Genomic DNA, 24,398 nt, shown 5'->3' on the forward strand with positions numbered 1-24,398 from the left:
ATGAAAAAGATAATTCTATATATCAGTACTTTAATCATGTTTCTTAATACGGGCTGTGAGAAATTCATAGACGTAAATCAAAATCCGAACAGCCCGACTGACGTACAGGAATCCTTGATTCTGGCTCCGCTCGAAGTAGCCATTTCGCACAAACTTTATAGTGGCTATGCAGCCGTTTTATCTCTGCATTATACTCAGGCTGTTGCTCTTAACCAGACCCTGCCGAATGATGGCACTTATTTTCTCGTCAATTCTCAGATGAATGATGAATGGAGTAATTTATATACTACCTGCATGAACAATTTAAAAATATTAAATGATAAAGCAGAGAAAAACGGTAATTCGAATTATGCTGCCATTGCGAAAATCCTGACCGCTTTCAGCCTTGGTACAGGTACTGATTTATGGGGAGATATCCCCTATTCTCAGGCATTGAAAGGAGTAGGACAATTAACTCCGGTTTATGACAAACAGGAAGATATCTACAAAAATATTCAAACCTTACTGGATAATGGTATCAGTGATATTGCCAAAAATCACACAAGAATTCCGGGAGGAGATGATTATATTTATCATGGCGATATGAGCAAATGGAAAAGATTAGCTTATACACTTAAAGCCCGTTATTATATGCACCTGACCAAAGCCCCTGGTTATACAGCAGGTACTCAGGCAGATTTAGCCCTCGCTGCCCTGAAAAACGGTATGAGTTCCAATGATGATGATTTTAAGTTTGGATATTCCGGAGCAGCAAGCAATGAAAATCCCTGGAATCAAACATTTTTACCGGGATCCACATTAGTGTTATCCTCCTATACAGTAGAAACACTGAAGCAACGCAATGATCCTCGTCTGGCGATAATGGTAAAACCCGCCACAAGTCCGGATCCGGTTTCAGGACAGTATAACGGACGTATAATCGGAACGAATGACATCGGAAGTCTTGAATCTTATTCAATTGCAGGAGACTTTTATGCCGGAGCTGGCGCTTTTAATTACATTTTCAATTACTCTGAGGCTCTTTTCCTGAAAGCAGAAGCTACGCTGATCAAATCAGGTTTCAGTGCTGCGCAATCTGTTTATCAGGATGCTGTTAAATCTCATATGCAAAAATTAGGGGTAAATTCGGGAGATATTACTGCTTACCTCCTATCTAGAGGTGATCTTACCGCAGACAATGCACTTCAGAAAATTATGGAAGAAAAAAATACAGCCGATTTTCTTTCTGTAGAAAATTTCACCGATTGGAGAAGAACAGGTTTTCCGGTTCTGAAAAAAGTCCCTAATGCATTGGTGAGCGAGGTTCCAAGAAGGTTCTTATATCCTGAAGTTGAAATGATTTCAAATCCTCAGCCTCAGCAGACTTCTAAATTAATTGACAGAGTCTGGTGGGATAAACAGTAGTTTTCTTTCCTGAACAAAGTTTTGTCAATTTCCGACAGGTTTTCATTAATTATTAAGAACACCAATTGACAGATTTAAGTCAATTTGTAAAGAATCAAAGGTTTTTTACAAATTGACTATTTCGTTTCCGGTTTTCCGGAAATATCATAAAACGATTTTAACCAATCATACCGATAAATGAAGTCTTATTTCCTCAGCCTGATTTTTCTTGCTTGTTTTTGCCATTTGGCAAACGGCCAGTCTTATGTACCCGAAAAAGCGGACAAACGATTTAAAATACAACCAGTCATCCAGCTTAAGGCTTATGCTTTCAGTACCAAAGATGTAACCCTTTCCGAAGGTTCTCCTTTTAAAAATGCGATGGACAAAGACGCTGCCTATCTGCTTTCTATCAATCCGGATCGCTTGCTTCATCGTTTTTATACAAATGCAGGTTTACCGGTAAAGGGTGATATCTACGGCGGCTGGGAAGATTCCGGCCTGTCTGGCCATACCATGGGGCATTATTTATCAGCCTGTGCCATCATGTACACTTCCACAAAAAATGAAGTTTTCAGACAAAGAGTTGAATATCTGGTAAATGAACTGGAAAAATGCCAGAAAGCACGGAAAACCGGTTATGTTGGTGCTATTCCAAAAGAAGATTCTCTTTTCGCAAAGGTAGCTAAAGGAGATATCAGATCAGGAGGATTCGATTTAAACGGAGGCTGGAGCCCCTGGTACACTGTTCATAAGGTAATGGCCGGACTGATTGATGCTTATTTATATTGCGATAATAAAAAGGCCTTGAATATAGTAACAGGAATGGCCGACTGGACAGCAAAAACCATTAATCCTTTGTCACCGGAATTGTTGCAGAAAATGTTAAAATGTGAATACGGGGGCATGAGTGATGCTCTGGCAAATATTTATGCGATTACAGGCAACAAAAAATACCTTGATTTATCTTACAAATTCTACGACGACTTCGTAATGGTTCCCCTGTCAAACCGGATTGACCCGATGGCCGGGAAACATTCCAATACCAATGTTCCGAAAGCCATTGGCAGTGCCCGTCAGCATGAACTGACCGGTAAGCAGTCTGACAAAACAATTGCTTCTTTCTTTTGGGATATCATGGTGCACGATCACAGTTATGTAATCGGAGGAAACAGTAATTATGAATATTGTACAGAACCTCATAAACTCAATGATCATTTAAGCGATAATACCTGTGAGACCTGCAATACTTATAATATGTTAAAGCTCACCAGACATTTGTTTTGCTGGAATCCTAGCAGTGAATTAGGAGATTATTATGAGAGAGCTTTGTACAATCATATTTTAGCCTCTCAAAACCCTGAGAATGGGATGATGTGCTATTTCGTGCCTTTGAGAATGGGAACCAAAAAAGAATTCAGTGATCCTTTCAATACTTTCACCTGCTGCGTAGGAAGTGGTATGGAAAACCATTCAAAATATACCGAAAGTATCTATTTCGAAGGAAATGAAGGGAGTTTGTACGTCAATTTGTTCATTCCCTCGGTATTAAACTGGAAAAGCAGGGGTGTTAAAATTACACAGACTTCTTCCTATCCTGAAAACGGAAACACTTCGCTTCTTATTCAGACAAAAATACCTCAGTCTTTCGCCATACGTATCCGACAACCCTGGTGGGCTGCTAAGGGTGTAGAAATAAGCATCAATGGAGAGACAATAAAGACTCAGAAAGACAGCTCAGGCTATCTGGTGCTAAACAGAAAATGGCATCAGAATGATGTTATCAAACTAAGTATGCCTATGTCACTTTACACAGAAAGCATGCCTGATAATACCAATCGTATTGCCTTTTTATACGGCCCTTTAGTCCTGGCAGGGCAATTAGGTACACAAACTCCTGATCCTGTATATGGTATTCCTGTTCTCTTAACGGATGACAAAAAGGTAGAAAACTGGGTAAACCCTATTGCAAATGAACCATTGACTTTCAAAATGAAAAATACAGGAATGCCTTTTGATGCCGTCCTTGTTCCGTTTTATAAGAGCTATCAGCAGCATTATAGTGTCTATTGGGATTATTTTACCAAAGCAGACTGGGAAACCAGAAAAGCTGAGTATGAATCTGAGAAAAAACGCCAGCGGGAGATAGAAGAAATGACCATCGATAATTTCAGAATCGGAGAAATGCAGCCGGAACGGGATCATAACCTGAAAGCCTCGGAACAGTCATATGTTGGTGAGGCTTTGGGAAGAACCGGAAGAGAAGCCCGAAGCGGCGGTTTCTTTTCTTTTGAGATGAAAATAATGCCGGAGAAAGCTAACAGCCTGCTGCTGACCTATCTGGGAGATGACAAAGGACGGATTTTTGATATTCTGGCAGATAATGTAAAACTGGCTACTCAGGAATTAAAAGGGAGTACAACCGGAAAATTCTTTGACATTGAGTACACCATTCCTGCTGAATTACTAAAGAATAAAGAAAAAATTACCATCAGTATTCAAGCCAATCAGGGGAAAACCGCCGGAAGAGTATTTGGTTGCCGAACCATTAAAAAATAGATTCAGTAACCTCTGATTTTTTTCTAAACAATCTATCGTATGAAGAGATATCAACGCTTTTTTGAATTAACAATTATACTGCTTTGGCTTTCAACAGAATCCAAAGCACAAATGGCCTCTTTTGCCCCATACCAGCCCTCAAAACAGGAAATGCTGGCAAATTATCGCCGGGCTCAGTTAATGGATAGTCTTACCAAAAATAAAGTATATAAAAACACACTGAAAACCTGTTGGCAAAAGGGTGGGAATGCTTTCTGGTATTGCAATACAGTTAAGGATAACGTCAGGGAATACTGGCTCGTAGATGTGCAAAAAGGGCAGAAACGCAATGCTTTTGACGCAGAGAAACTGGCATCAGGATTAAGCGCACAGCTTGGCAAATCTTTAGATGCCAGACGTTTGCTGTTAGACAGCCTTTGTTTTGATAAAAACAATCAGTTCCTCTCCTTTAAAGCGGAAAAAAGCTATTTTCAATGCAATCTGAATGATTACACTTGTACTAAAATCGAAAGTCTGCCAAAAGATGAAACCGTTTATCCTTCTTTTTTACACAGCTGGGAACGCTGGAACTCTTTTGCTACTGACAGTATTTCACCAGATAAAAAATGGGTGGCTTTTATAAAAAACAACAATATCCTCATTCAACCGACTTCCGGCGGACAAAATATTCAATTTACAAATGATGGTTCTACATCTAAACCTTACGGAGCAATAGCCTGGTCTCCCGACAGCAAATACATAGTAGCTTACCGGATCAGTCCGGTAAAAGATTCTCTGGTTTATTACATCAGAACGGATGTACCCAATACTACCAGAGGTCAACTCAATTCACAGCCTTACAAACAGCCGGGAGACCCTTTTACCACTTTTGAGATGTTTGCTTATCGTTTAGACACTCAAAAAGCTATTAAAATTGATTGTCCTGTTTTGGATTTCTTTGAGGCGCCTAAACTTAACTGGCGTAAAAATGACGAAAGATATTATTTATTTGAAAAGGTTGACCGGGGCCATCAGCGTTTCAGGATTTTCGAGGTTGATTCATTCACAGGACAAACAAAGACTATATTAGACGAAAAAACTAATACTTTCATGTATGAAAACCGGCTTTTTACCCATTATTTGCCGGAAACCAATGAAATAGTCAGAACTTCGGAAAAAGACGGATGGAGGCATTTGTATCTGAAAAGTACCTTAAAAGATACTGAACAGCAAATTACCAAAGGAAACTGGGTAGTAAGAACGATAGACAGCATTGATGTAAAAAAGAGGGAAATCTGGTTTTCTGCCAGTGGCATGAATCCTGAAGAAGATCCTTATTACATTCATTATTACCGTATTGGTCTGGATGGTAAAAATCTGCTTGAATTAACTCCTCAGAAAGGAAATCATAATCTCTCATATTCTCCGGATAAGCGTTTTTACATTGATGCTTATTCAGAAGTACATGTACCCACAAAATTTGAACTGAAAAGAACTTCGGACGGCAAAAAACTAATGACGCTGGAACAAGCCGATGCCAGTGATTATCTAGCCACCGGAATTCGTCTTCCGGAACCCTTCCATACAAAAGGCAGAGACGGACAAACAGACATCTGGGGGATTATCTGTCGGCCAAGTAAATTTGATTCTACCTTGAAATACCCGGTTATTGAGCAGATTTATGCCGGGCCTCAGGATTCATTTGTTCCCAAAAGTTTTATGGGAAGGTACAGTGAAATGCAAAGTATGGCAGAATTAGGGTTTATTGTCGTACAAATTGATGGTATGGGAACGGCTAATCGTTCAAAAGCTTTTCATGATGTCTGCTGGAAAAATCTGGCAGATGCCGGTTTTCCTGACAGAATAAAATGGATCAGGGCGCTGGCACAAAAATATCCTTACGTTGATATCACAAGGGTCGGATTATTCGGTACTTCTGCCGGCGGGCAAAATGCACTAGGAGGTTTACTGTTTCATCCAGAATTTTACAAAGCCGGAGTGGCAGCCTGTGGTTGTCATGACAATCGTGTAGATAAACAATGGTGGAATGAACAATGGATGGGCTATCCGGTCGGGAAGCATTATGAAGAACAATCGAACGTGGTAAATGCCGGAAAACTTCAGGGAAATCTCCTTCTTATCGTTGGGGAAACAGATACAAATGTCCCGCCCGAATCTACTTATCGTGTAATTAATTCCCTGATTAAAGCGGGTAAAACGTTTGATTTTCTGCCAATCCCTAACATGGGACACAGTGACGGAGGACCTTACGGAAGAATCAGAAAAAGAGATTTCTTTGTTAAATATCTGCTGGGTATTGATCCTCCTCAGCGAAATACCAATGAACTTCTGACAGATAAATAATTCTCAGATCTTAACGCATTCAAACAATGGCAATATTAATGCACAAATTATTCCGGAAAAATATCTGGCTGTTATTGGTTAGTTCCCAGGTGATTTACGGTCAACACAATGACTATCCTATTCAGCCGGTAGCATTTACACAGGTTCATTTAAAAGACAATTTCTGGACGCCTAAAATGAAAGTAAATGCTGAGGTAACCATTCCTTATACACTAAATCAATGTAAAATCACCGGAAGAATTGATAATTTCTACCGTGCCTCCGGAAAATTGCCGGCAGATAAAATGACGTCTTTTACCTTCGACGATACAGATCTCTACAAAGTTATAGAAGGAGCGTCATACAGCCTCCAAACCAGGAAAGACCCTTCTCTTGAGAAATACCTTGACACCCTGATTTCTTCCATTGCTGCAGCTCAGGAACCTGATGGCTATTTATATACTTTCCGAACCATGAAGGCCGCAAAACCACATGAATGGATTGGTACAAAACGCTGGGAAAAAGAAGAAGATTTAAGTCATGAATTATACAATTCCGGGCATTTATTTGAAGCAGCAGTCGCTCATTATCAGGCTACCGGAAAAAGGAATCTGTTAAACATTGCCATAAAAAATGCCGATTTATTAGTTAAAACCTTTGGTTGGGGAAAAGAAGAGCATTTTCCGGGTCATCAGATCGTAGAAACCGGACTGACAAAATTATATCGCGCCACAGGCAAAAAAGAATACCTGAATCTGGCTAAATTTTTTCTGGATTTAAGAGGCTTGCCAGGCCATCTTAATCAGGAATACAGTCAATCTCATAAAAAAGTAGTAGAACAGCACACTGCCGTCGGGCATGCTGTCCGGGCAACTTATATGTACACCGGCATGGCCGATGTTGCCGCTTTAACGGGAGATCAGCAATATCTTTCAGCTATTGATGATATCTGGCATGATGTAGTTGAAAAGAAACTTTATATCACCGGAGGTATCGGTGCCACCGGTAATGGGGAAGCCTTCGGAGAGAATTATGATCTGCCGAATATGAGTGCTTATGCCGAAACCTGTGCAGCTATTGCCAATGTGTATTGGAACAATCGCATGTTTTTACTGCATGGAGATGCCAGATACATCGATATTCTGGAAAGAACACTTTACAATGGATTATTATCCGGAATTTCATTAAGCGGGGATAAGTTCTTTTATCCCAATCCGCTGGCTTCTCTGGGTCAGCATCAACGGAGAGCCTGGTGGGATTGCGCTTGTTGTGTTTCAAATATGACTCGTTTTCTTCCTTCCGTTCCGGGTTATGTTTATGCTCAGAATCAGGATAATCTGTATGTAAATCTTTTCATCGGAGGACATTCCGTAATAAAATTGCCTAAAGTTTCTGTATCGATAGACCAGCAGACCAATTATCCCTGGGAAGGTACCAATGAACTGACTATCAATCCTGATAAAAAATCTGCGTTCGCTTTAAGAATTCGTATTCCGGGTTGGGCTGTAAACCGGCCCGTTGCCGGAAATTTATACAAAGATGAAAGTAAATCAAACCCTGTCAGTATCATATTAAACGGGAAACCTATCCATTTTGAAGTAATTAAAGGATATGCCGTAATTCAGAGGACATGGAGTAAAGGAGATAAAGTCAGTCTGAATCTGCCAATGGATATTAAAAAAATCATGGCAAAAGACAGCGTTAAAGCAGACCGGAATCGCTTTGCGCTCCAACGCGGACCAATTGTCTATTGTCTTGAGGGACATGATAACAAAGATGGCTCAGTCATGAATATCCTGGTGGATAAAAATGCTCCTGTCAAGGCTGTCTATAAACCGGATTTATTAAATGGCATCATTACATTGCAAATGAAAGGTTCTTCGGCCAAAAGACAATTAAATACAGATGCACTGATTCAGTCGGAGCAGGAAGTTACCGCCATTCCTTATTTCTCCTGGGCAAACAGAGGTTCTGCTGAAATGGAAGTCTGGATTCCTTATGAGGCATCGGCTACCAAACCCAAACCCGCTCCGACAATTGCCACAAACAGCAAAATTTCCTCTTCCCTGAAAAACGGGTTAATGCTGAAAGCACTTAACGATCAGTATGAGGTTGAAAACTCTAACGACAAAAGCGGGAATTTTCTGCATTGGTGGCCGAAGAAAAATACGATAGAGTACGTCCAGTATGATTTTGATGCACCTCATCTCGTTTCAAAATCGAGTGTTTACTGGCTGGATGACAGCCCTTGGGGAGGTTGTCGCATTCCTGCAAACTGGAAAATATTTTACCAGAAAGACGGAGAATGGATTCCTGTAAAAGTGATAAAACAATCCGGTATTGTTAAGGATCAATTTAACACGATCGAATTTGAACCTGTTACCACTTCAGCCTTAAAACTGGAAGTTCAGCTGCCTGTTGACAATGCTTCGGGAATTCATGAATGGACTGTAAATTAATGAAATAACAATATTGCTTCAATCGGGTATTTCAGGAAGGGGAGATTTCCTGCAAATCTTAAAAACCATTTTCATTCGGAAATTTTTACCAGGAAACTAAAAACAGCATCTTTAATCAGTGAAATTTCCGGAAGACCGGCAAACATTAAAATTTCACATTAATACCTATTTTATCATAAATTTTCTTTTGAAAAGTAAAGTTTTTGATTATTTTTAGAAAACGCCACTACTAAAACTTCTCAAAAATTATGTATAGAATAGATGATTTAATTTGTGAAAAACGCGTCTTCGACGAATTGAAAAAAATTTCCCACTACTATAATATCGATGGCGAAATCCAGTCAATACCTGTAAATCTGGAAAATGGGGAATTGTCAAAATTTGTAAAAATCAGCTTTGAGTTTGAATATTTACCAACACTTTTCCAGGTTGCTTTTAACATTGGCATTAATTTCGGGAAAGAAGGGAAAGTAATCTCTGATTTTGAAGAGGGTATGTCTCAGAATCGATAAAGACTTTATTAAAATTGTACCGGGAGATCATTATGGTCTCCCGGTACATCAAATCATGAGATTCTAAATAGTTATTACAATTTTACCTTTTGTCTTACCGGTTTCAATCTGAGTATGTGCTTTCGGAATATCTTCAAAAGTATAAAAATGCGAGATATAAGGTTTGATTATCCCGTCTGCCAACAACCCGGCTATCTCTTTCATGTCATTGCCATTGGAGTTTACAATCATTTTATAGGCAAAAACATACTTTTTATGAATTTTCTCCAAAACACTTTCCTCATTAAGCATATTGAGGAGACTTATAATTGTTCCTCCGTTTTTTACTGCTTCCAGGGAACGCAGGATATGATCTCCGTACAATGCCTCGAGTACAATGTCAGCATCTTTTACTTTGTCTTCAAATTTTTCTACAGTATAATCAATAAACTCATCCGCTCCCAGACTAATGACAAAATCAAGGTTTGAAGAAGAAGCTGTTCCGAGTACATAAGCTCCTAAATGTTTGGCCATTTGTACAGCATAATGCCCGACCCCACCAGCTGCAGCATGAATCAAAACTTTATTACCTTTTTTGACTTTTGCATGCGTTTTAAGAGATTGCCAGGCTGTGAGTGCCGCAAGACAGGAAGCAGCGGCCTCCTCATGCGTAATGTTCTGAGGTTTCAGGGCTAAATGACTGGCAGGAGCTGCTGCATATTCCGCATAAGCTTTTCCATGTCCGGCAAAATTAACCATGCCAAATACCTCATCCCCTATCTGAAATCCGTCAACCTTTTCCCCGATTTGTACTACAATTCCGGAAATATCCCAGCCCGGAATTACAGGCTCATTTTCTTTGGGTTGCAAAAAGGCCCGGAGAGCAAAATTATGCTGACGGACAAATGCATCGACAGGGTTCACAGCAATAGCTTTCACTTGTATCAATACTTCTTCCGGTCGAATTTCAGGTTTTTCTATTTCCGTAAGGTGTAGGTTCTCTATACCACCATTCTCTTTTAAGACGATTGCTTTCATTTGGAGTTTTTATTAATGTTTTAACAAAATTCCGCAAAAGCAACTGATTATTTCCGGTACAAATTCAGGTTTAATCTGTATAATTTAAGGCAAACAATTATCAGTCTACCTCATTAATCATCGTCGTCATCATCGTCATCTTCTTCTCCTTTTTTCTTTTCTTTCAATTTCACAAAAGCACTTCGCTTAGGAGCAGGCATGATACTTTTCGGACCTTTCACAACCTGCCAGATCACTTCATTCAAAGCAATATCCGGGGCAGCGTCTTCATGAGTAAAGTCGAACAAAGCGGACTTTTTCGAATTGGCATTAACAGCAACGTTCTTTGCATTTAAATCAAAATTACTGGCTAAAGCTGTATAAGGCGAAGTATTTGCCTTTTTCATAAAACAACGATACATCGGTATAGCAGCCGCATCATACTGACTCATCGGCGGAAGTCCGAGTATGAGTTCGATAGTCCTGAGCATAGAAGACGTTGAGTACATTGTATGATCTATAAAACCTCTTTTCACAAAACCTCCTGCTACATAAGCTGTAGTGCGGTGAGCATCAATATGATCCGGACCGTTCTGTGCATCATCTTCAATAATAAATACAGCTGATTCAGCCCATATCTTACTTTTAGAAAGATGTTCAATAAATTTCCCGACGGCTAAATCATTATCCGCTACAGCAGCTTCGGGAGTCGGAGCATTCAATCTCGCTCCGGAAGTATGATCATTTCCCAATCTGATCGTGTTAAATTTCGGAATAGCATTGGCTCTCGCCAGTGAGTCAAAATCCTGCTCCCAGATGGCCACACGATCCACATCTTTAATATTCATATCAAAACCGGGAAAGTCTCTACAGAAGTGTTTTTCCAACACAGGTAAACTTGCCTTCTTATGATCAGAGAACTCTCCGTAAGTGCGATAACTGATTTTGGCTCTCTGGCAATAATTCCAGATAAAACCATTTTTAGGATAGGCTATTTCACGTCCTCCTCCTTCGTAATCATAAGTTCCACCCCGACCCCCATAACTTGAAACCCATGTTTTTTCTACATAGTCGTTGGCATAGGCAGCAGTTGACCAGTTATGGCCATCAGCACTTACTTCAGCATCAGCATAAAAGTTATCCAGTAAGACAAACTCTTTAGCAATTTTATGCAGATTCGGCGTATTTTTTTCCGGGAAAAGACATAAAGACGGATCTCCGTTACCACCTTTTATATCTCCCAGCACCTGATCATAAGTCCGGTTCTCTTTGATAATGTAAAAAACATATTTTATCGGAGAACTCTCTCCCACTTTTGTTGGAATCGGATTGCCTTTCTCGCCTTCCGCTGTTAGCTCTCTGGCTTTTGAATAAGGAGAATTTTCATATACCAATTGAGAATAAACTCCTAAAATTTTAGCATCCGGTTCCTCGAAAATCGATAAAGTTCCCTTAAAAAGCCCTGCAATGTATTGCTTTCCTTTATTTGCTTCAGGATTGGGGCCTTTTTGCTGAGCAGCTTTCCTTCCGACCGGATTCGGCCCGTCAGGATTCGCCATCGAACTAAAACCTTTTCCATTACAGACAAATACTTTTTTGCCAACTAATTTAACAGCAGTAGGATACCAGCCTGTCGGGATAAAACCCAGAGAACGGCTTTTGCCTTTTTCAGAAATATCAAAAACTGCCAGACAGTTGTTATCAGCATTGGCAATATACAATTTTGTCTCATCCTCGTTTAATGCAACCCCGTTTGGTGTGGTTCCTATTGGCGAGTCCGGATAAATACTTGCCGATAAAGATTCAATCTTTTGTCTGGTATTTGTTTCAATGACAGAAACCGTATTGTCATTTCCATGAGAAACAAACAGGTATTTGCCGTCTTTGGTTAAAGTCAGATCATTCGGATTTTTGTCTGTAAGCACCTCTCCTGATAAAGTTTGTAAGGCCGTATCAAAAAAAGCAACTTTAGCACCTCCCCACATAGAAATATACAATGTTTTCCGGTTCGGAGACAACATGCAAGTATAAGCTTCATTAGTTAAATCCACCTTCTTCGACACTGCATTTGTTTTCAGATCGCAGATATAAAGCGAACGGTCATCTTTCGTCACCACATATAACAGCTGTCTTTCAGAATCTACACACAAACCTACCGGAGATATTTTATTCGGCCAGGGTTTCCCTAACACGATTTCAGACTTCTGAACAAGCTTCTGGTTTTCAATAGAATACACAATGATTTTATTGTCATTTCCGGCTGAAGCGTACAGCGTTTTTTCATCATCGCTAAAAGCGAGACCTAAATACGACTTCGGAATAGAGACATCGTCAAGTACTTTCTCTGTAACCGCATCAATCAGGGTTATACTCTGTGTACTCTGACCATTATTGCTGACAGCCAGGTATTTATGAGAAGGAGAAACTATTAAGTTAAGTGGTAAGTCATTCAAAGGCAAACTTCTTCCGACCGGTGTCAGCGACCAGCCGTTAGGCAGTTTAACCCTTTTGGAAGATAAACTTTTCAATAATGCTTCTTCTTCCTTATTCGCCGGAGTCATAGCCTTTTTGCATGACCAGCATAAAACAATCAATACGATGAATTTTAATAATTTCATATAGCTCGGAGTATTTATAAAGTCCGCTAAGTTATAACTTTTGTCAGTTTTGTTATTTATGAAAGTATTAAGAAATCAGGCAAGGCTTTTCTGTCCTGCCTGCATATGGCAGATTCCTGTCTTTTATTCCGTCATTAAAATATTTCAGGTTTTTCAAATCACTGCTGACATAAGGCTGTCACTCCCTCTGATTTACTTTGTATCGTAATTCATTTAAAACCTAAAACGAACATGGAAAATACAAATCAGATTGCAGAACAGACCGCACAAGTTATCACACCTGAAGGGCTATTAAATCACTGGCAAGGACATCGTAATATTACCAGGAGAGTAATTGAGGCATTTCCGGAAGAGCATTTGTTCAGTTATTCTATCGGAGGTATGCGCTCATTCGGCAGCATGGCGATAGAAATCATGGATTTATCAGCTAATGGTATTATCGGGATTGTCACCGGAAACTGGGCTTCTGTTCCGGAACTCAGTCACCGCAGTGGTTCTTCGTCAATCAAGACTAAAAACGACTTATTAAACTTCTGGGACAAAGTTACTGAGGACCTGAAAAATTACTGGCCACAAATTCAGCCTCAGCAATTTCAGGAAGTAATTCTCGCTTTTGGACAATATGAAGGAGATGTAACGGGAACCATTCAGTACATCATTGACAATGAAATTCATCACAGAGCGCAGGGATTTGTTTATCTGAGAGGGTTAGGCATTGAACCTCCGGCTTTCTGGGACAGAAACTAACAAATTAAATTTCATTTTTGAGCAAAGTGGTGCAAATCTGTTATCTTAAAGATTTGTACCACTTTTACATTTCGGAACCCTCCGGCAAAATGGAAATAGGGACATCTGTCTAATCTTTTATCATTCATCTTGTATCTTGCACCATTCTTCAACCCTAATTGTTACAAATATCTATCTTTATTACAGACAAATTTTAAACGTTATAGTATGTCAGATTATACCAGTCGTGCCCGTCGTTTCACACTCAGGTTTCCTTTGATGACTCATCTTTCTATTCAGATTAACTTCTGGATAATTGCCCATATCGTATTTAACTTAATCAGCTATTTAATCTTTCGCTCCTTTTCAACAGCGTTTTCCTTAAATATTAAAGCCACATTGGGGCCAAACATTCTGCTGGCCATTGTTCTTGGGATTTTCTATGGTTTATCTTTTGGTCTGATAGAATATTTTCTTGAAAATCAGTTTTTCCGAAGGAAATCACTTGGCCGGGTTTTGTTTTTGAAAGCCATTTTTTCCCTCCTTGTTTTCTTTGTGCTTTTCGGGTTAATCAAGCTGGCCATTTATAAATACATCATTTCGCCTATGTTTTATCCGAATGGTTTATCATTAACTGATCAGGTCTGGAAGTACATTTTCTTCATGTATCTGATTTATACATTTTTCATAAATCTTATCATAAGTTTTATCAACCAGATGAACAAGAAATTCGGCCCCGGTGTATTGCTTCCTATGTTATTCGGCAGATACAGGTCTCCGAAAGAAGAAGACCGAATATTTATGTTTATGGATTTAAAATCCTCCACCAGTATCGCAGAGGTCCTCGGACATATAAGATACAGTGCTTTCATCCGTGACAGTTTTATGGATATTAATTATGTGTTATCACAGTTTAATGCAGAAATATACCAATATGTCGGTGATGAAATTGTACTTAGCTGGTCAACTGATGATGGTTTAAAAGAGTCTGTTTGCATTGCTTTTTTCTTTGCCTGCGAAGCACAATTCAATCGGAAGGCGGAGATTTATCTGCGTGAGTACGGGATGGTTCCGGAATTTAAGGCCGGAATTCACAGAGGGAAAGTGACTGCGGTTGAAATCGGTGAAATTAAGAGAGACATTGCTTATCATGGCGATACTTTAAATACTACGGCAAGAATTCAAAGTGTCTGCAATGAATTCGGGAAACCTTTTTTAGCTTCTAAGGAAATGATTGACAATACGGATATTTCAAAACATTATCATATAACTTCCATCGGAATGATTTCGCTAAAAGGCAAACGCAACCCTGTGGAAATTGTAAGTGTAGAACAAATCTGAGAATTACAGGAATCAGGCCAGGAGCATGCGAATGTTTTACCGGATTTCTCTTCTCTTTCTTCATTTACCTGAAAAACCAGCATTACTGAAGTTCATTTCCAGTTAATTTGACTCAATCAGCACCCTAATTTGTCGCTATTACACAGCATCCCCGTCATATTTTGCTTATAAATTTGCGTATATTTAATTTTCCTCTAAAAATTCTAATGTAACAATAAACAGATTAAACTATGGCAACAAAAACATTCATCAACCTGGCAGTGAAGGATCTTCCTGAAACACGAAACTTCTTTCATGCACTGGGCTTTAATTTTAATGAGCAATTCAGTAATGAAAACGGAGCCTGCATGATTATCAGTGAAGAAAGCTACGTTATGCTTCTTCAGGAAGTCTTCTTTAAGGAATTTACCAAAAATGAACTGGCTGATGCGAGAAAAGTGACTGAAGTACTGATTGCACTATCTTTTGACAGTAAGGAAGAAGTAAACAGCATCCTTGAAAAAGCCATTGAACTGGGTGCCAAAGAGGCACGTGAGCCACAAGATCATGGCTTTATGTTTGCCCGCAGTTTTCATGATCTTGACGGTCACATCTGGGAGATTTTCTGGATGAATATGTCTGAAGTTCCTCAACAATAAACCAATATATCTATGTCTTCCAACAAAACAACTAAAATTATTTATTGGGTAACAACAGGGCTTCTGGCCTTATTTATCCTCCCTGGCATTTTTTTCGTAACCAGTGAAACGGCTACACAGGGAACAGCTCATCTTGGCTTACCAATGTGGTTTCATTGGGAACTCAGTATCGGAAAATTTATCGGAGGAATTATATTAATCCTGCCATTTTTTCCGGCACGCCTTAAAGAATGGGTTTATGTAGCCTTTGGAATTGATTTCATTTCAGCATTAATAGCCCATATAGCAGTAGATGGTGTGTCTGCAATGTCATTATTTCCTGTGTTTACCTTTGCCCTGTTAATAGCTTCATATATCACATACCATAAAATCTGGGTTAATAAGGGTTAATTGTATCTAAAGTAATGTACCTGATTTCAGGGAAAATAAAGAAGGGAAGTCGCAATGATAATAAAGCGGCTTTCCTTTCTTTGTTTCAATCGGATCTTCACCATTCACCCATCATCACAATCTACAGATAATCAATATCTTAATATTATCTTCCCAGAAGATTACCGGAAAATTGCAGAAATAATCAGCTTTTTCATGCCATTACCAAACATCACTTCCTGGTCAATTCGCAGAACTTAAATGACAAATGGATGGAAGCTATGAATTTATAAAATATATTCGTGTCAGTTTTTAATTTAGCACAATCTCAAATCACCAGCTATGAAATTTTTATCTTTCTTTTTTTGTACTTTTCTACTTTATACAACTTCCTATGCTCAGGAAGTTATAAAACTGTATCCCGGCAAAGCACCGGGTTCTGAAAACTGGACATGGTCCGAAGCAGAAAATAACAATAATTTATTCAAAACAAGAATAATATATAATGTTACCGATCCGAGTATTACAGCCTATCTGCCGGATAAAGAAAAAGCTACCGGAACGGCAGTATTAATTGCTCCGGGCGGTGCTTTTCATACCCTTTCTATTGATAGCGAAGGAAATGACGTAGCGAAATACCTGAATGCTAAGGGTGTTGCTGCTTTTGTTTTAAAATACAGAGTTGCCCGTAGTTTCACGGATGATCCTGTTAAGGAATTGATGGGAAAAATGTCAGATTTCAGGAAATTAGATGAGGAAAACGCACCTGTCATTCCACTGGCTATTCAGGATGCTCTTACGGCGTTGAAATATATCAGAAAGAATGCTGAAAAGTATGAGGTGGATCCGAATAAAATCGGTATCATGGGATTCTCAGCGGGGGGTACGCTTACTTTAGGAGCAGCTTATCAGGCTTCGGAAGAGGCCAGACCTAATTTCATAGCACCTATATATGCTTATACGGCTGCACTTGAATCCATCAAAAATATTCCTAAAGCAAAAACACCGACTTTTATTGCATTAGCCTCTGATGACCAACTGGGCTTTGCTCCCGCCAATGCGCAATTATACCTCGATTGGAAAGCAGCAGGGCAACCTGTTGAAATGCATATTTACGAAAGAGGCGGACATGGTTTCGGTATGAATAAGCAAAAAATCCCGACAGATTATTGGTATGAACGTTTTGGAGAATGGTTAAAATTGCAGGGTTATCTGAAAAAACGCTATCCTAATAAATGGGAAAAGCAGTTCAGCGAAGAGCAAATCGAGGAGTTTTCCAGAAAAAATGCTGAGAGAGAAAAAAGAGACTGGGCCTATCTGTCAAAATATAAAAATGCCAATGCTCAGCTTACTGCTTCAAAAACAGGTAAAGCTAGGGTAGTATTTACCGGAGACTCCATCACCGAAGGATGGGTTACAGCCGATCAGGATTATTTCGAAAAGAATAATTATGTTGGCAGAGGTATCAGTGGCCAGACTTCACCTCAAACCCTGCTTCGTTTTCGTCAGGATGTAATTGCTTTGAAACCGTCAGTTGTGGTCATAAATATCGGAATCAATGATATCGCTGAAAATACCGGAGATTATATGCAGGATTATACCCTCGCCAACTATCAGTCGATGATAGAAATAGCAAAAGCAAACAATATCAAAGTTGTTCTGGCATCGGTATTGCCAGCAGCCTCTTTCCCCTGGAGAAAGGAGATTAAAGACGTTCCCGCAAAAGTCATTGCTCTGAATGAAGGCATTAAGAATTTAGCCGGACAATACCATTTAGTTTATCTCGATTATTTCAACGTTCTGAAAGATGAAAGAAATGGATTAAGCAAGGAAATGGCTGAAGATGGTGTACATCCAACATTACCATGTTATAAAATCATGGAAAAGTTAGCGGATGATGCAGTGAATAAAGCTCTGAAATAACGGCACTGTCCGTTTGCCCTGTGATACACAGCGCATAAATCTAAACTGGCAAGTGGTCCCTGAGTAATGGGCCATGGTGAAGGCACGGCAAAATACCGCTTAATCATTATGATTTGCATCGAGTTTTTTTTATCCCCAAATTAAATCACTGAGCCTGTAATTTTACAAATCTTCAGTTTTAAACCCTGTAGTTAAATATTATATTTGAAAAAATAACAGATAATGAATACAGAAATATTGAAATTGTATAAGCAACTGGACAATATGGAACAAACTAAAGAAGTGCAGTTCCTTAAAGACCAGATTAAAGAGTCCTTATACCAGAATTTAAGAATGCACTTCCTTGAACTATCCAGTATCGGGAGAGTTATCGGATATGATGAATTACAAAATGAACTGAAAAAAGCTATTGAGCTGATTGAAATGCAGAAAGCATAATTATCCTTTCCTCTCTCAGGGTCTGTGACACAGACAAGTCTCTATCCATGCACTGTGACACACAGAGCATAAATCTAAACTGGTAAGTGATCCCTGAGGTGAAGAGTCACAGGACATGTGAAAAAAGAAAAATCGGGGCATTGTGTTCAACACAATGCCCCGATTTTCACAATATTTAAAAACAACTATTTCCCAACAGAAATCAGGTTGGCAAACAAACGATAAGCTCCTGAAACTCCTGCAGGCAGCTGACGGAAAAATGCATATCCTGTAAATACATAATTCCCTTTACCGTATTTGGCATAGAGTAATCCTCCGTCTGATGGTTTTTCACCCGGATCATTTGAAGAAAGAATTACTTCATATTTTGAATCCCATTCGTTCGGGAAATATAAACCTCTTTCCTGTACCCAGTTATCAAAGTCCTTTGCAGTAATTTTATTAGGTACATTCAATAACGGACTATCAGGTTTCAGGAATCTCATTTCCGCTTCCTCCACAGTCGTACGATCACGGGAAAGTTTGAAAGGATACGGCCCGATTCCATCGTTCAGTTTTTGTAAATTCGAGTTTACCTGATATTGAACTATCATGTTTCCACCATTCTGAACATACTCCATTAATTTCGACTGGTAATATTTCAAGCGTTCTTCGGTGTTATAAGCTCTTACCCCCACAACAATGGCATCAAATTTCGACAAATCTTCATTTAATTCCTTCTCGGTAATCATGCTTACCTGATAACCAATCTGTCTTAACGCAGAAGGAACTTCATCGCCTGCTCCGGCAATATAACCTACATTTTTACCTTTTGTAAGGATGTCGAGTTTGACAATTTTTGCCTCAGCGGGAGGAAAAAGCGTTTGTGGTGGAATATGATCGTAAGCCACTGTTAAAATTCCCTTATCAAAAGCTCCCTGAGCAGTTTTAGCAACAGCTTTAACAATTCCCTCAGCATAATTCAGATTTGGCGTAACTTTAAAAATATACTTCTGTTCCTGGTATTTATTAGCCAATGAAAAGTTAATGGAAGCAGGTTCTGCCGTCCAGCCTTTCGGTAATTCAAGACTTACACTTCCGGATACATTTGCTTTTGCAGATTTTAAAGTAACTTCTACATTTTTAGGCTGTTTTTCCGCAAAAACATACACTTTATCAGCAATATTAACCGCCACTTCCGGTCTGATTTCAAAAGGTCTGTACAATTCCCCTCTTACTTCATCTGTATATTTATAAATGACAGGGCTTAAAAACTTAAATTCCTGTCCTTCTATTGAAAAAGAGAATTCTGCCTGTAAATCAGCAGGTTTTTCGGGTAAACCAATCAAAGTCTGATCATCCACTCTGTACATTCCTTTGCTCATTTTCTTCTGAGCCAGGTAATATGGTTGTGTCAAAGCCTGGTTTTTAGGAATTTCAACAGAAAAACTCAGTCTTTGTAATTCGTTATTTCCCAAAGCCACATTCAATGTACTGTCTTTTGATAAACCGATCAGACGGATTCCGGTTAAACTTACCGGAACATCCGATCTTTTAATAGCAATCGCTGTTACCGCTACTTTCTCACTGGCAGCAGCAGCAAAATCATTCGGATTTGCTTCAAAATACAAACCTGAACAGGCAATGATTAATGCTTCAAGCTCTTTTTTCTTTTGGGTTTTCCAATATTCATCTTCCAGCTTATTTACCAGTTGATACGCTTTCAAAAGATCAGGAACTATTCCTGAAGGTTTTTCAGGATTAAAGTTTTTAAGCGTCTGATCTAATACTTTTGCAATTTCATCCCCTCCTTTTACTCTTCCCCAGCTAAGGTCGATGCCATCAAAAAGATCCTTTTGAGCCAGATCGCCCAGTTTATGTACCAGATATTCCTGACGAAGACCACGTGTACGCGGTACACCAAAACCCTGACTTTTATGCTGTGATCTGCTTTCAGCGGCAATTTCGGTATAGGCCTTGCCTAAAAGCGGATTGAAATCTCCGATTTCTACCGGAATCCATGTGCCTTCTGTTGGTTTTTGCGAAACAGCCCCGAAATTAAAGGTATTCCAAACCACTCTTTTAGGTTGCCATGGTTTAACATATTTCAATTGCTCAGGAAATTTTGTAGGGTCTCCTGCAATTTTGAAAGCTTCTTCTGCCAGATAAGCTGAAGCAGAGTGATTACCATGCCCTGCCCGGAAATCAGGTGGGAAACGGCAAATGATTACATCTGGTCTCAGATTTCTTATTCTCCAGACTACGTCGCTCAAAACGGCATCTTTTCCCCAGATCTGAAGTGTTTCTTCTGTATTTTTAGAAAAGCCAAAATCATTGGCACGGGTAAAATACTGTTCCGGGCCATCAATTGCCCTCGCAGCCAGTAATTCCTGCGTACGGATAAGTCCTAATAACTCTCCCTGTTCTGAGCCAATCAGGTTTTGCCCGCCGTCTCCTCTGGTAATAGAAAGATAAGCTGTTCTCACTTTTCTTTCTTTAGCCAGCCATGAAAGCATTATGGTATTTTCATCATCGGGGTGTGCCGCCATGTACATGGCAGTACCCAACACATTAAGTTTCTTGAGGTTAAGCAGAATTTCTCCTGCCGGCATAGGTTTAACGGGTTGGGCTATAACTGTTTTTACACAGAGTAATAACAAGCAAATGAAAGGGATTTTTTTAAAGTGCATGGTATTCAGGTTAAATTTTCGCTAAGTTAACAGAAAAAACAATTAAAAAAATTCAGGTTTGGAAGGAGTAAAAAGCTTTTTTACGAACAAAAAAACGATTTTAAGGGTTTAAGAAAAAGAGACGGAAAAATATGTTTTTCCTGCTTTATTTAGTTCGCCAAAAAGCCCGATACCCGATTTATGAAATATCTTTACCTCTTCAGACCTAAGTTAATCCTTATCCAACCATATGTTCTTCATTATGAATCTGTTGTAACCAACCCGTTACTTTCAGATAAAGTTTCCGGATCAGATTTTCCTTTCATTTCAGAAATCAAAGAATATGACGGAATTTAAAATCCATGAAAAACTGATGGGTTCTGCTTTTGAACTGATTGTGGTTTGTGAAAAGCAGTCGGAAGCTGATATTTTTTTGCAGGATGGACTTGCAGAAATTTCAAGGATTGAACAATTGCTTTCTGAATTTAAAGAAGACTCTGTCACGACTTTACTGAACAATGAAGCCGGGAAAAATGCTGTTAAAATACCGGAAGAGGTTTATCAGTTACTTCAGCGTTGCATTCATATTTCTCAATTCACCCAGGGAGCTTTTGATATAACTGTGGGTCCTTTAAAGAAGTTGTATAATTTCAAAAACCAGGATTTTACCTTCCCCGATTACTATCAGCTTCAGAAGACCTTACCAAAGGTCGGTTTTTCCCGTATATTATTGCAGAATAATCATAAGGTTCTGCTTTCCCAGAAAGGTATGCATCTTAGTTTTGCTTCAATCGGAAAGGGTTATGCCGCAGATTGTGTCAGGAAGCTATGGTTGAAAAATGGTTTACAGGGTGGTATCATAAATGCCAGCGGAGATTTGACGGTTATTGGCAAAAGAGCAGATCTTTCTACCTGGAAAGTCGGGATTGCCCATCCTGATGACCCTAAAAAGATCCTGGCTTATATTCCTGCTGAAAAAGAATCTGTAGCGACTTCAGGTGATTATGAACAGTTTTTTATAAAAGACGGCATCAGGTATTCGCATAATATCAATCCGAAAACCGGAAAGCCGCTGACAGGAATCAAAAGTGTTTCAGTAGTAAGTCCGGGTGCTGAATTAAGCGATGCGCTGGCTACCGCAGTGTATGTAATGGGTGTGGAAGTGGGTATTCATTTTATCAATCAGTTACCGGAAACTCATTGCCTGATAGTGGACGACCAAAACAAAGTTTTTCATTCTAAAAACATCATTTTCGAATATGCCAATGCCTGACAAAACTAAATTATGGATAGGACTTTTTCTATGCCTCATACTCATTGGGGGATGTAAAACGGTAAAACCATATCAGCGGATTTACCTGAATGATTCTGAGATGCAAATCGGCAATACTTCTGCCAGAAATTTCGAAAATTACGTTCAGTCAATCAGGGAAGGTGCAACAATGCCCGGTGGTGCTAAGTCCAGCGGTGGCTGTGGCTGCAATTAAATAGTTCATGAAAAAAATATTTCTTTCTGCTTCTTTGCTGGCGATGACCTTATTCTCGAAAGGTCAGAAAACTGATAGCTTATTTCAAAAGAAAGCTGTTTCAAAAACCGATATCCAGATTGTATATTCCCAATATATTCAAAACGGGAACAATTCCGCAGTCACCGGAGGAATTGGTACAGAATTACTCCATGTTTACGCTCCGGGTGCAAAGATTTCCAGAACTTTCAAAGGTTATCATCAGCTTAATGTAGATTTTGGTGTAGACATAATCAGCTCTGCATCAACCGATAACATTGATTTTGTAGTTTCTTCGGCTTCCGCACTTGATCAAAGAGTACATATCAATGCCAATTATAAAAAACAGTTAAAAAGATCTCCTGTAAAACTGGGAATCGGCACAGGATTTTCCATAGAGTCGGATTATTTGTCTATTCCGGTAATGCTTTCCTGGGAATACGCCGAACCCTCCCAAAACCGAAGCTATCAGGCTGTTTTTCAGGCTTTTTTTGATGATTTGCGATGGGGAAGATTGAATCCGGATTATTACAGACCCGTAACTTTAATCTATCCTGTGGAACTAAGGTACAAGGATTGGTATGAGGGTTACACCCGAAATTCATACAATTTAAAATTGGGATTCACACAGGTAATTAACAGGAGGCTGATCGCCGGATTTTTCCCGGAATTTACTTATCAGAACGGACTGTTAGCCACTCCGTTTCATCGGGTATATTTTAAGGACGGCTCAGAAAAAGTAGAATTTTTTCCCGGAGAGAGGTATAAAATACCTCTCAGTTTTCAGCTCAATTATTTTCTGGGAAGCAGGATGATTTTAAAAGGGATTTATGGTTTTTACTGGGATAATTTCGGTATTCTGGCCAATAGCTTAGAACTTGAAGACGCTATAAAAATCACACCTCAGTTTACATTATCCCCTTTTCTGAGGGTTTATCAGCAATCTGCCTCTAAATATTTCAAACCCTATCAGGAGCATGATATCCATGAGCAATTTTATACTTCTGATTATGATTTATCTAAATTTCAATCTTATAAAACCGGACTGAACTTCAGGTTACTTCCAGCGAAGCGGCATAAAAACCATCTGATTTTTGAAGAAATCAACCTTCGTTACAGCTATTATCACAGGAGCAATAACCTGAATTCTCATATTTTATCATTGGTGCTGGACTTCTCTTCCCCGGACAAATACAAATAAAAGAGATGCTTTAAGCTATTCATGATCATCATATTTCAGAACCCTAAATTCGCCGATTTCCTGATGAGAAAATGTTGACCTGAACCCGAAATAACCTGTTTTATTAAATCCAGCCTCAGTATTTGTGAAAAAACATTGATCATCTACCCAAAAACTGGTCTCATTTTCTTTCACGATAATTTTGATCCGGTAGGTTTTATTGGCTTGTAACAAGTGAAGACTATCGGTATATTCTTTGAGTAAAAGACGCTCTCCTTTCCCATCATATTTCCTAAAACGGGTGGTAGAATTATAATTCCCTCCCATTCCGACATAGTACAACCTTAGGGAATCATATTCCTCAAATTTTCCTTTCCGGGTAAACAAATTGGTATTCTGAGGATCTTTCGCCTGCCAGAAAACATTCAGGTCGGAAAGCCGGTCATTTCCACCCTTACCGAGAATTACTTTTCTGGTAAATTCAATCTGATAACTGCCTTCCAATGCTTTGTTGAGCCAAACCGTGACACCGCCCCTGGTATCCAGTACTAATTTTCTGTTTTTCACAAAAACGTGGGAATCCGGCTTATTTTCAATCTCTGCAATCCAAATCGAAGAGTCTAATTTTACCGGAAAATCATCTGCAAACAAAAGTGAATGATTCACATGCTTTTTAATCTGTGCATGCAGGAATGTTGAACAGAAACCAGTAAAACAAAGGGCCAGAATCAGGCATTTCTTCTTCATTTTTCAGCAGGAACAGGTTTAAAATCAAAAAAAA

At 39.2% G+C, this 24,398-nt stretch carries 18 protein-coding genes; 14 read left to right on the plus strand and 4 right to left on the minus strand.

Annotated features, from left to right (window positions below):
• From BM179_RS14465 to BM179_RS14485, 5 genes are all read left to right on the plus strand, one after another.
• Positions 1-1,404, plus strand: a complete 1,404-nt coding sequence (locus BM179_RS14465) for a SusD/RagB family nutrient-binding outer membrane lipoprotein (RefSeq protein ID WP_092017864.1) — start codon at positions 1-3, stop codon at positions 1,402-1,404.
• Between the two features lie 177 nt (positions 1,405-1,581).
• Positions 1,582-3,942, plus strand: coding sequence for a glycoside hydrolase family 127 protein (locus BM179_RS14470; protein WP_092017865.1), 2,361 nt, complete (start codon positions 1,582-1,584; stop codon positions 3,940-3,942).
• A gap of 39 nt (positions 3,943-3,981) precedes the next feature.
• Positions 3,982-6,285, plus strand: a complete 2,304-nt coding sequence (locus BM179_RS14475) for a S9 family peptidase (protein WP_092017866.1) — start codon at positions 3,982-3,984, stop codon at positions 6,283-6,285.
• A 26-nt stretch (positions 6,286-6,311) separates the two neighbouring features.
• On the plus strand, positions 6,312-8,723 hold the full coding sequence (locus tag BM179_RS14480; RefSeq protein ID WP_218159225.1) for a glycoside hydrolase family 127 protein: 2,412 nt from the start codon (positions 6,312-6,314) through the stop codon (positions 8,721-8,723).
• Between the two features lie 248 nt (positions 8,724-8,971).
• Positions 8,972-9,235 (plus strand): hypothetical protein, encoded by a 264-nt coding sequence (locus BM179_RS14485; protein ID WP_092017868.1) that lies wholly within the window; start codon positions 8,972-8,974, stop codon positions 9,233-9,235.
• 63 nt (positions 9,236-9,298) lie between these two features.
• Here BM179_RS14485 and BM179_RS14490 read toward each other — a convergent pair whose 3' ends face one another.
• Positions 9,299-10,252, minus strand: a complete 954-nt coding sequence (locus tag BM179_RS14490) for an NADP-dependent oxidoreductase (RefSeq protein WP_092017869.1) — start codon at positions 10,250-10,252, stop codon at positions 9,299-9,301.
• 113 nt (positions 10,253-10,365) lie between these two features.
• Entirely contained in the window at positions 10,366-12,849 is a 2,484-nt protein-coding gene (locus BM179_RS14495; protein WP_092017870.1) for a bifunctional YncE family protein/alkaline phosphatase family protein, read from the minus strand.
• Between the two features lie 231 nt (positions 12,850-13,080).
• Here BM179_RS14495 and BM179_RS14500 point away from each other — a divergent pair, with 231 nt between their 5' ends.
• The 6 genes from BM179_RS14500 to BM179_RS14525 all read left to right on the plus strand — a co-directional run bounded on the left by BM179_RS14500 (position 13,081) and on the right by BM179_RS14525 (position 18,284).
• Positions 13,081-13,596: a DinB family protein gene (locus BM179_RS14500; protein ID WP_092017871.1), complete on the plus strand. Its 516-nt coding sequence runs from the start codon at positions 13,081-13,083 to the stop codon at positions 13,594-13,596.
• Between the two features lie 207 nt (positions 13,597-13,803).
• The gene (locus BM179_RS14505; protein ID WP_092017872.1) at positions 13,804-14,916 is read left to right on the plus strand and encodes an adenylate/guanylate cyclase domain-containing protein; all 1,113 of its coding nucleotides are present in this window, start codon (positions 13,804-13,806) and stop codon (positions 14,914-14,916) included.
• A 230-nt stretch (positions 14,917-15,146) separates the two neighbouring features.
• The gene (locus BM179_RS14510; protein WP_092017873.1) at positions 15,147-15,554 is read left to right on the plus strand and encodes a VOC family protein; all 408 of its coding nucleotides are present in this window, start codon (positions 15,147-15,149) and stop codon (positions 15,552-15,554) included.
• 12 nt (positions 15,555-15,566) lie between these two features.
• Positions 15,567-15,944, plus strand: a complete 378-nt coding sequence (locus BM179_RS14515) for a DoxX family protein (protein ID WP_092017874.1) — start codon at positions 15,567-15,569, stop codon at positions 15,942-15,944.
• Positions 15,945-16,265: 321 nt separating this feature from the next.
• On the plus strand, positions 16,266-17,846 hold the full coding sequence (locus BM179_RS14520) for a GDSL-type esterase/lipase family protein (RefSeq protein ID WP_092017875.1): 1,581 nt from the start codon (positions 16,266-16,268) through the stop codon (positions 17,844-17,846).
• Between the two features lie 222 nt (positions 17,847-18,068).
• Complete coding sequence (locus tag BM179_RS14525; protein WP_092017876.1) at positions 18,069-18,284, plus strand: hypothetical protein; 216 nt, start codon at positions 18,069-18,071, stop codon at positions 18,282-18,284.
• 185 nt (positions 18,285-18,469) lie between these two features.
• On the opposite strand, the gene BM179_RS14530 is transcribed toward BM179_RS14525, so the two are convergent.
• Positions 18,470-20,953 carry a PIG-L family deacetylase gene (locus BM179_RS14530; RefSeq protein ID WP_092017877.1) on the minus strand — a complete coding sequence of 828 codons (2,484 nt, stop codon included), beginning with the start codon at positions 20,951-20,953 and terminating at the stop codon, positions 18,470-18,472.
• A 322-nt stretch (positions 20,954-21,275) separates the two neighbouring features.
• On the opposite strand from BM179_RS14530, the gene BM179_RS14535 reads away from it, so the two are divergent.
• From BM179_RS14535 to BM179_RS14545, 3 genes are read left to right on the plus strand one after another with little or no spacing between them, the layout of a single operon-like run.
• Positions 21,276-22,205 carry an FAD:protein FMN transferase gene (locus BM179_RS14535; RefSeq protein WP_092017878.1) on the plus strand — a complete coding sequence of 310 codons (930 nt, stop codon included), beginning with the start codon at positions 21,276-21,278 and terminating at the stop codon, positions 22,203-22,205.
• A complete protein-coding gene (locus BM179_RS14540; protein WP_218159226.1) occupies positions 22,198-22,419 on the plus strand; it encodes a DUF4266 domain-containing protein in 222 nt (73 codons plus the stop codon). The genes BM179_RS14535 and BM179_RS14540 overlap by 8 nt, the downstream gene beginning before the upstream one ends.
• A 7-nt stretch (positions 22,420-22,426) precedes the next feature.
• On the plus strand, positions 22,427-23,638 hold the full coding sequence (locus tag BM179_RS14545; RefSeq protein ID WP_092017880.1) for a DUF3570 domain-containing protein: 1,212 nt from the start codon (positions 22,427-22,429) through the stop codon (positions 23,636-23,638).
• A 15-nt stretch (positions 23,639-23,653) separates the two neighbouring features.
• Here BM179_RS14545 and BM179_RS14550 read toward each other — a convergent pair whose 3' ends face one another.
• On the minus strand, positions 23,654-24,364 hold the full coding sequence (locus tag BM179_RS14550) for a DUF6250 domain-containing protein (protein WP_092017881.1): 711 nt from the start codon (positions 24,362-24,364) through the stop codon (positions 23,654-23,656).
• Positions 24,365-24,398: the final 34 nt, after the last annotated feature.

Source organism: Pseudarcicella hirudinis, from assembly GCF_900115665.1.
Taxonomy (GTDB): domain Bacteria; phylum Bacteroidota; class Bacteroidia; order Cytophagales; family Spirosomataceae; genus Pseudarcicella; species Pseudarcicella hirudinis.

Bases quoted from the DNA above. Each gene is read 5' to 3' on its own strand.
- BM179_RS14500 (WP_092017871.1), top strand. From the start codon at position 13,081: ATGGAAAATACAAATCAGATTGCAGAACAGACCGCACAAGTTATCACA.
- BM179_RS14510 (WP_092017873.1), top strand. From the start codon at position 15,147: ATGGCAACAAAAACATTCATCAACCTGGCAGTGAAGGATCTTCCTGAA.
- BM179_RS14505 (WP_092017872.1), top strand. From the start codon at position 13,804: ATGTCAGATTATACCAGTCGTGCCCGTCGTTTCACACTCAGGTTTCCT.
- BM179_RS14550 (WP_092017881.1), bottom strand. From the start codon at position 24,364: ATGAAGAAGAAATGCCTGATTCTGGCCCTTTGTTTTACTGGTTTCTGT.
- BM179_RS14525 (WP_092017876.1), top strand. From the start codon at position 18,069: ATGAATACAGAAATATTGAAATTGTATAAGCAACTGGACAATATGGAA.
- BM179_RS14535 (WP_092017878.1), top strand. From the start codon at position 21,276: ATGACGGAATTTAAAATCCATGAAAAACTGATGGGTTCTGCTTTTGAA.
- BM179_RS14515 (WP_092017874.1), top strand. From the start codon at position 15,567: ATGTCTTCCAACAAAACAACTAAAATTATTTATTGGGTAACAACAGGG.
- BM179_RS14470 (WP_092017865.1), top strand. From the start codon at position 1,582: ATGAAGTCTTATTTCCTCAGCCTGATTTTTCTTGCTTGTTTTTGCCAT.
- BM179_RS14480 (WP_218159225.1), top strand. From the start codon at position 6,312: ATGGCAATATTAATGCACAAATTATTCCGGAAAAATATCTGGCTGTTA.
- BM179_RS14520 (WP_092017875.1), top strand. From the start codon at position 16,266: ATGAAATTTTTATCTTTCTTTTTTTGTACTTTTCTACTTTATACAACT.
- BM179_RS14495 (WP_092017870.1), bottom strand. From the start codon at position 12,849: ATGAAATTATTAAAATTCATCGTATTGATTGTTTTATGCTGGTCATGC.
- BM179_RS14540 (WP_218159226.1), top strand. From the start codon at position 22,198: ATGCCTGACAAAACTAAATTATGGATAGGACTTTTTCTATGCCTCATA.
- BM179_RS14485 (WP_092017868.1), top strand. From the start codon at position 8,972: ATGTATAGAATAGATGATTTAATTTGTGAAAAACGCGTCTTCGACGAA.
- BM179_RS14475 (WP_092017866.1), top strand. From the start codon at position 3,982: ATGAAGAGATATCAACGCTTTTTTGAATTAACAATTATACTGCTTTGG.
- BM179_RS14530 (WP_092017877.1), bottom strand. From the start codon at position 20,953: ATGCACTTTAAAAAAATCCCTTTCATTTGCTTGTTATTACTCTGTGTA.
- BM179_RS14545 (WP_092017880.1), top strand. From the start codon at position 22,427: ATGAAAAAAATATTTCTTTCTGCTTCTTTGCTGGCGATGACCTTATTC.
- BM179_RS14490 (WP_092017869.1), bottom strand. From the start codon at position 10,252: ATGAAAGCAATCGTCTTAAAAGAGAATGGTGGTATAGAGAACCTACAC.
- BM179_RS14465 (WP_092017864.1), top strand. From the start codon at position 1: ATGAAAAAGATAATTCTATATATCAGTACTTTAATCATGTTTCTTAAT.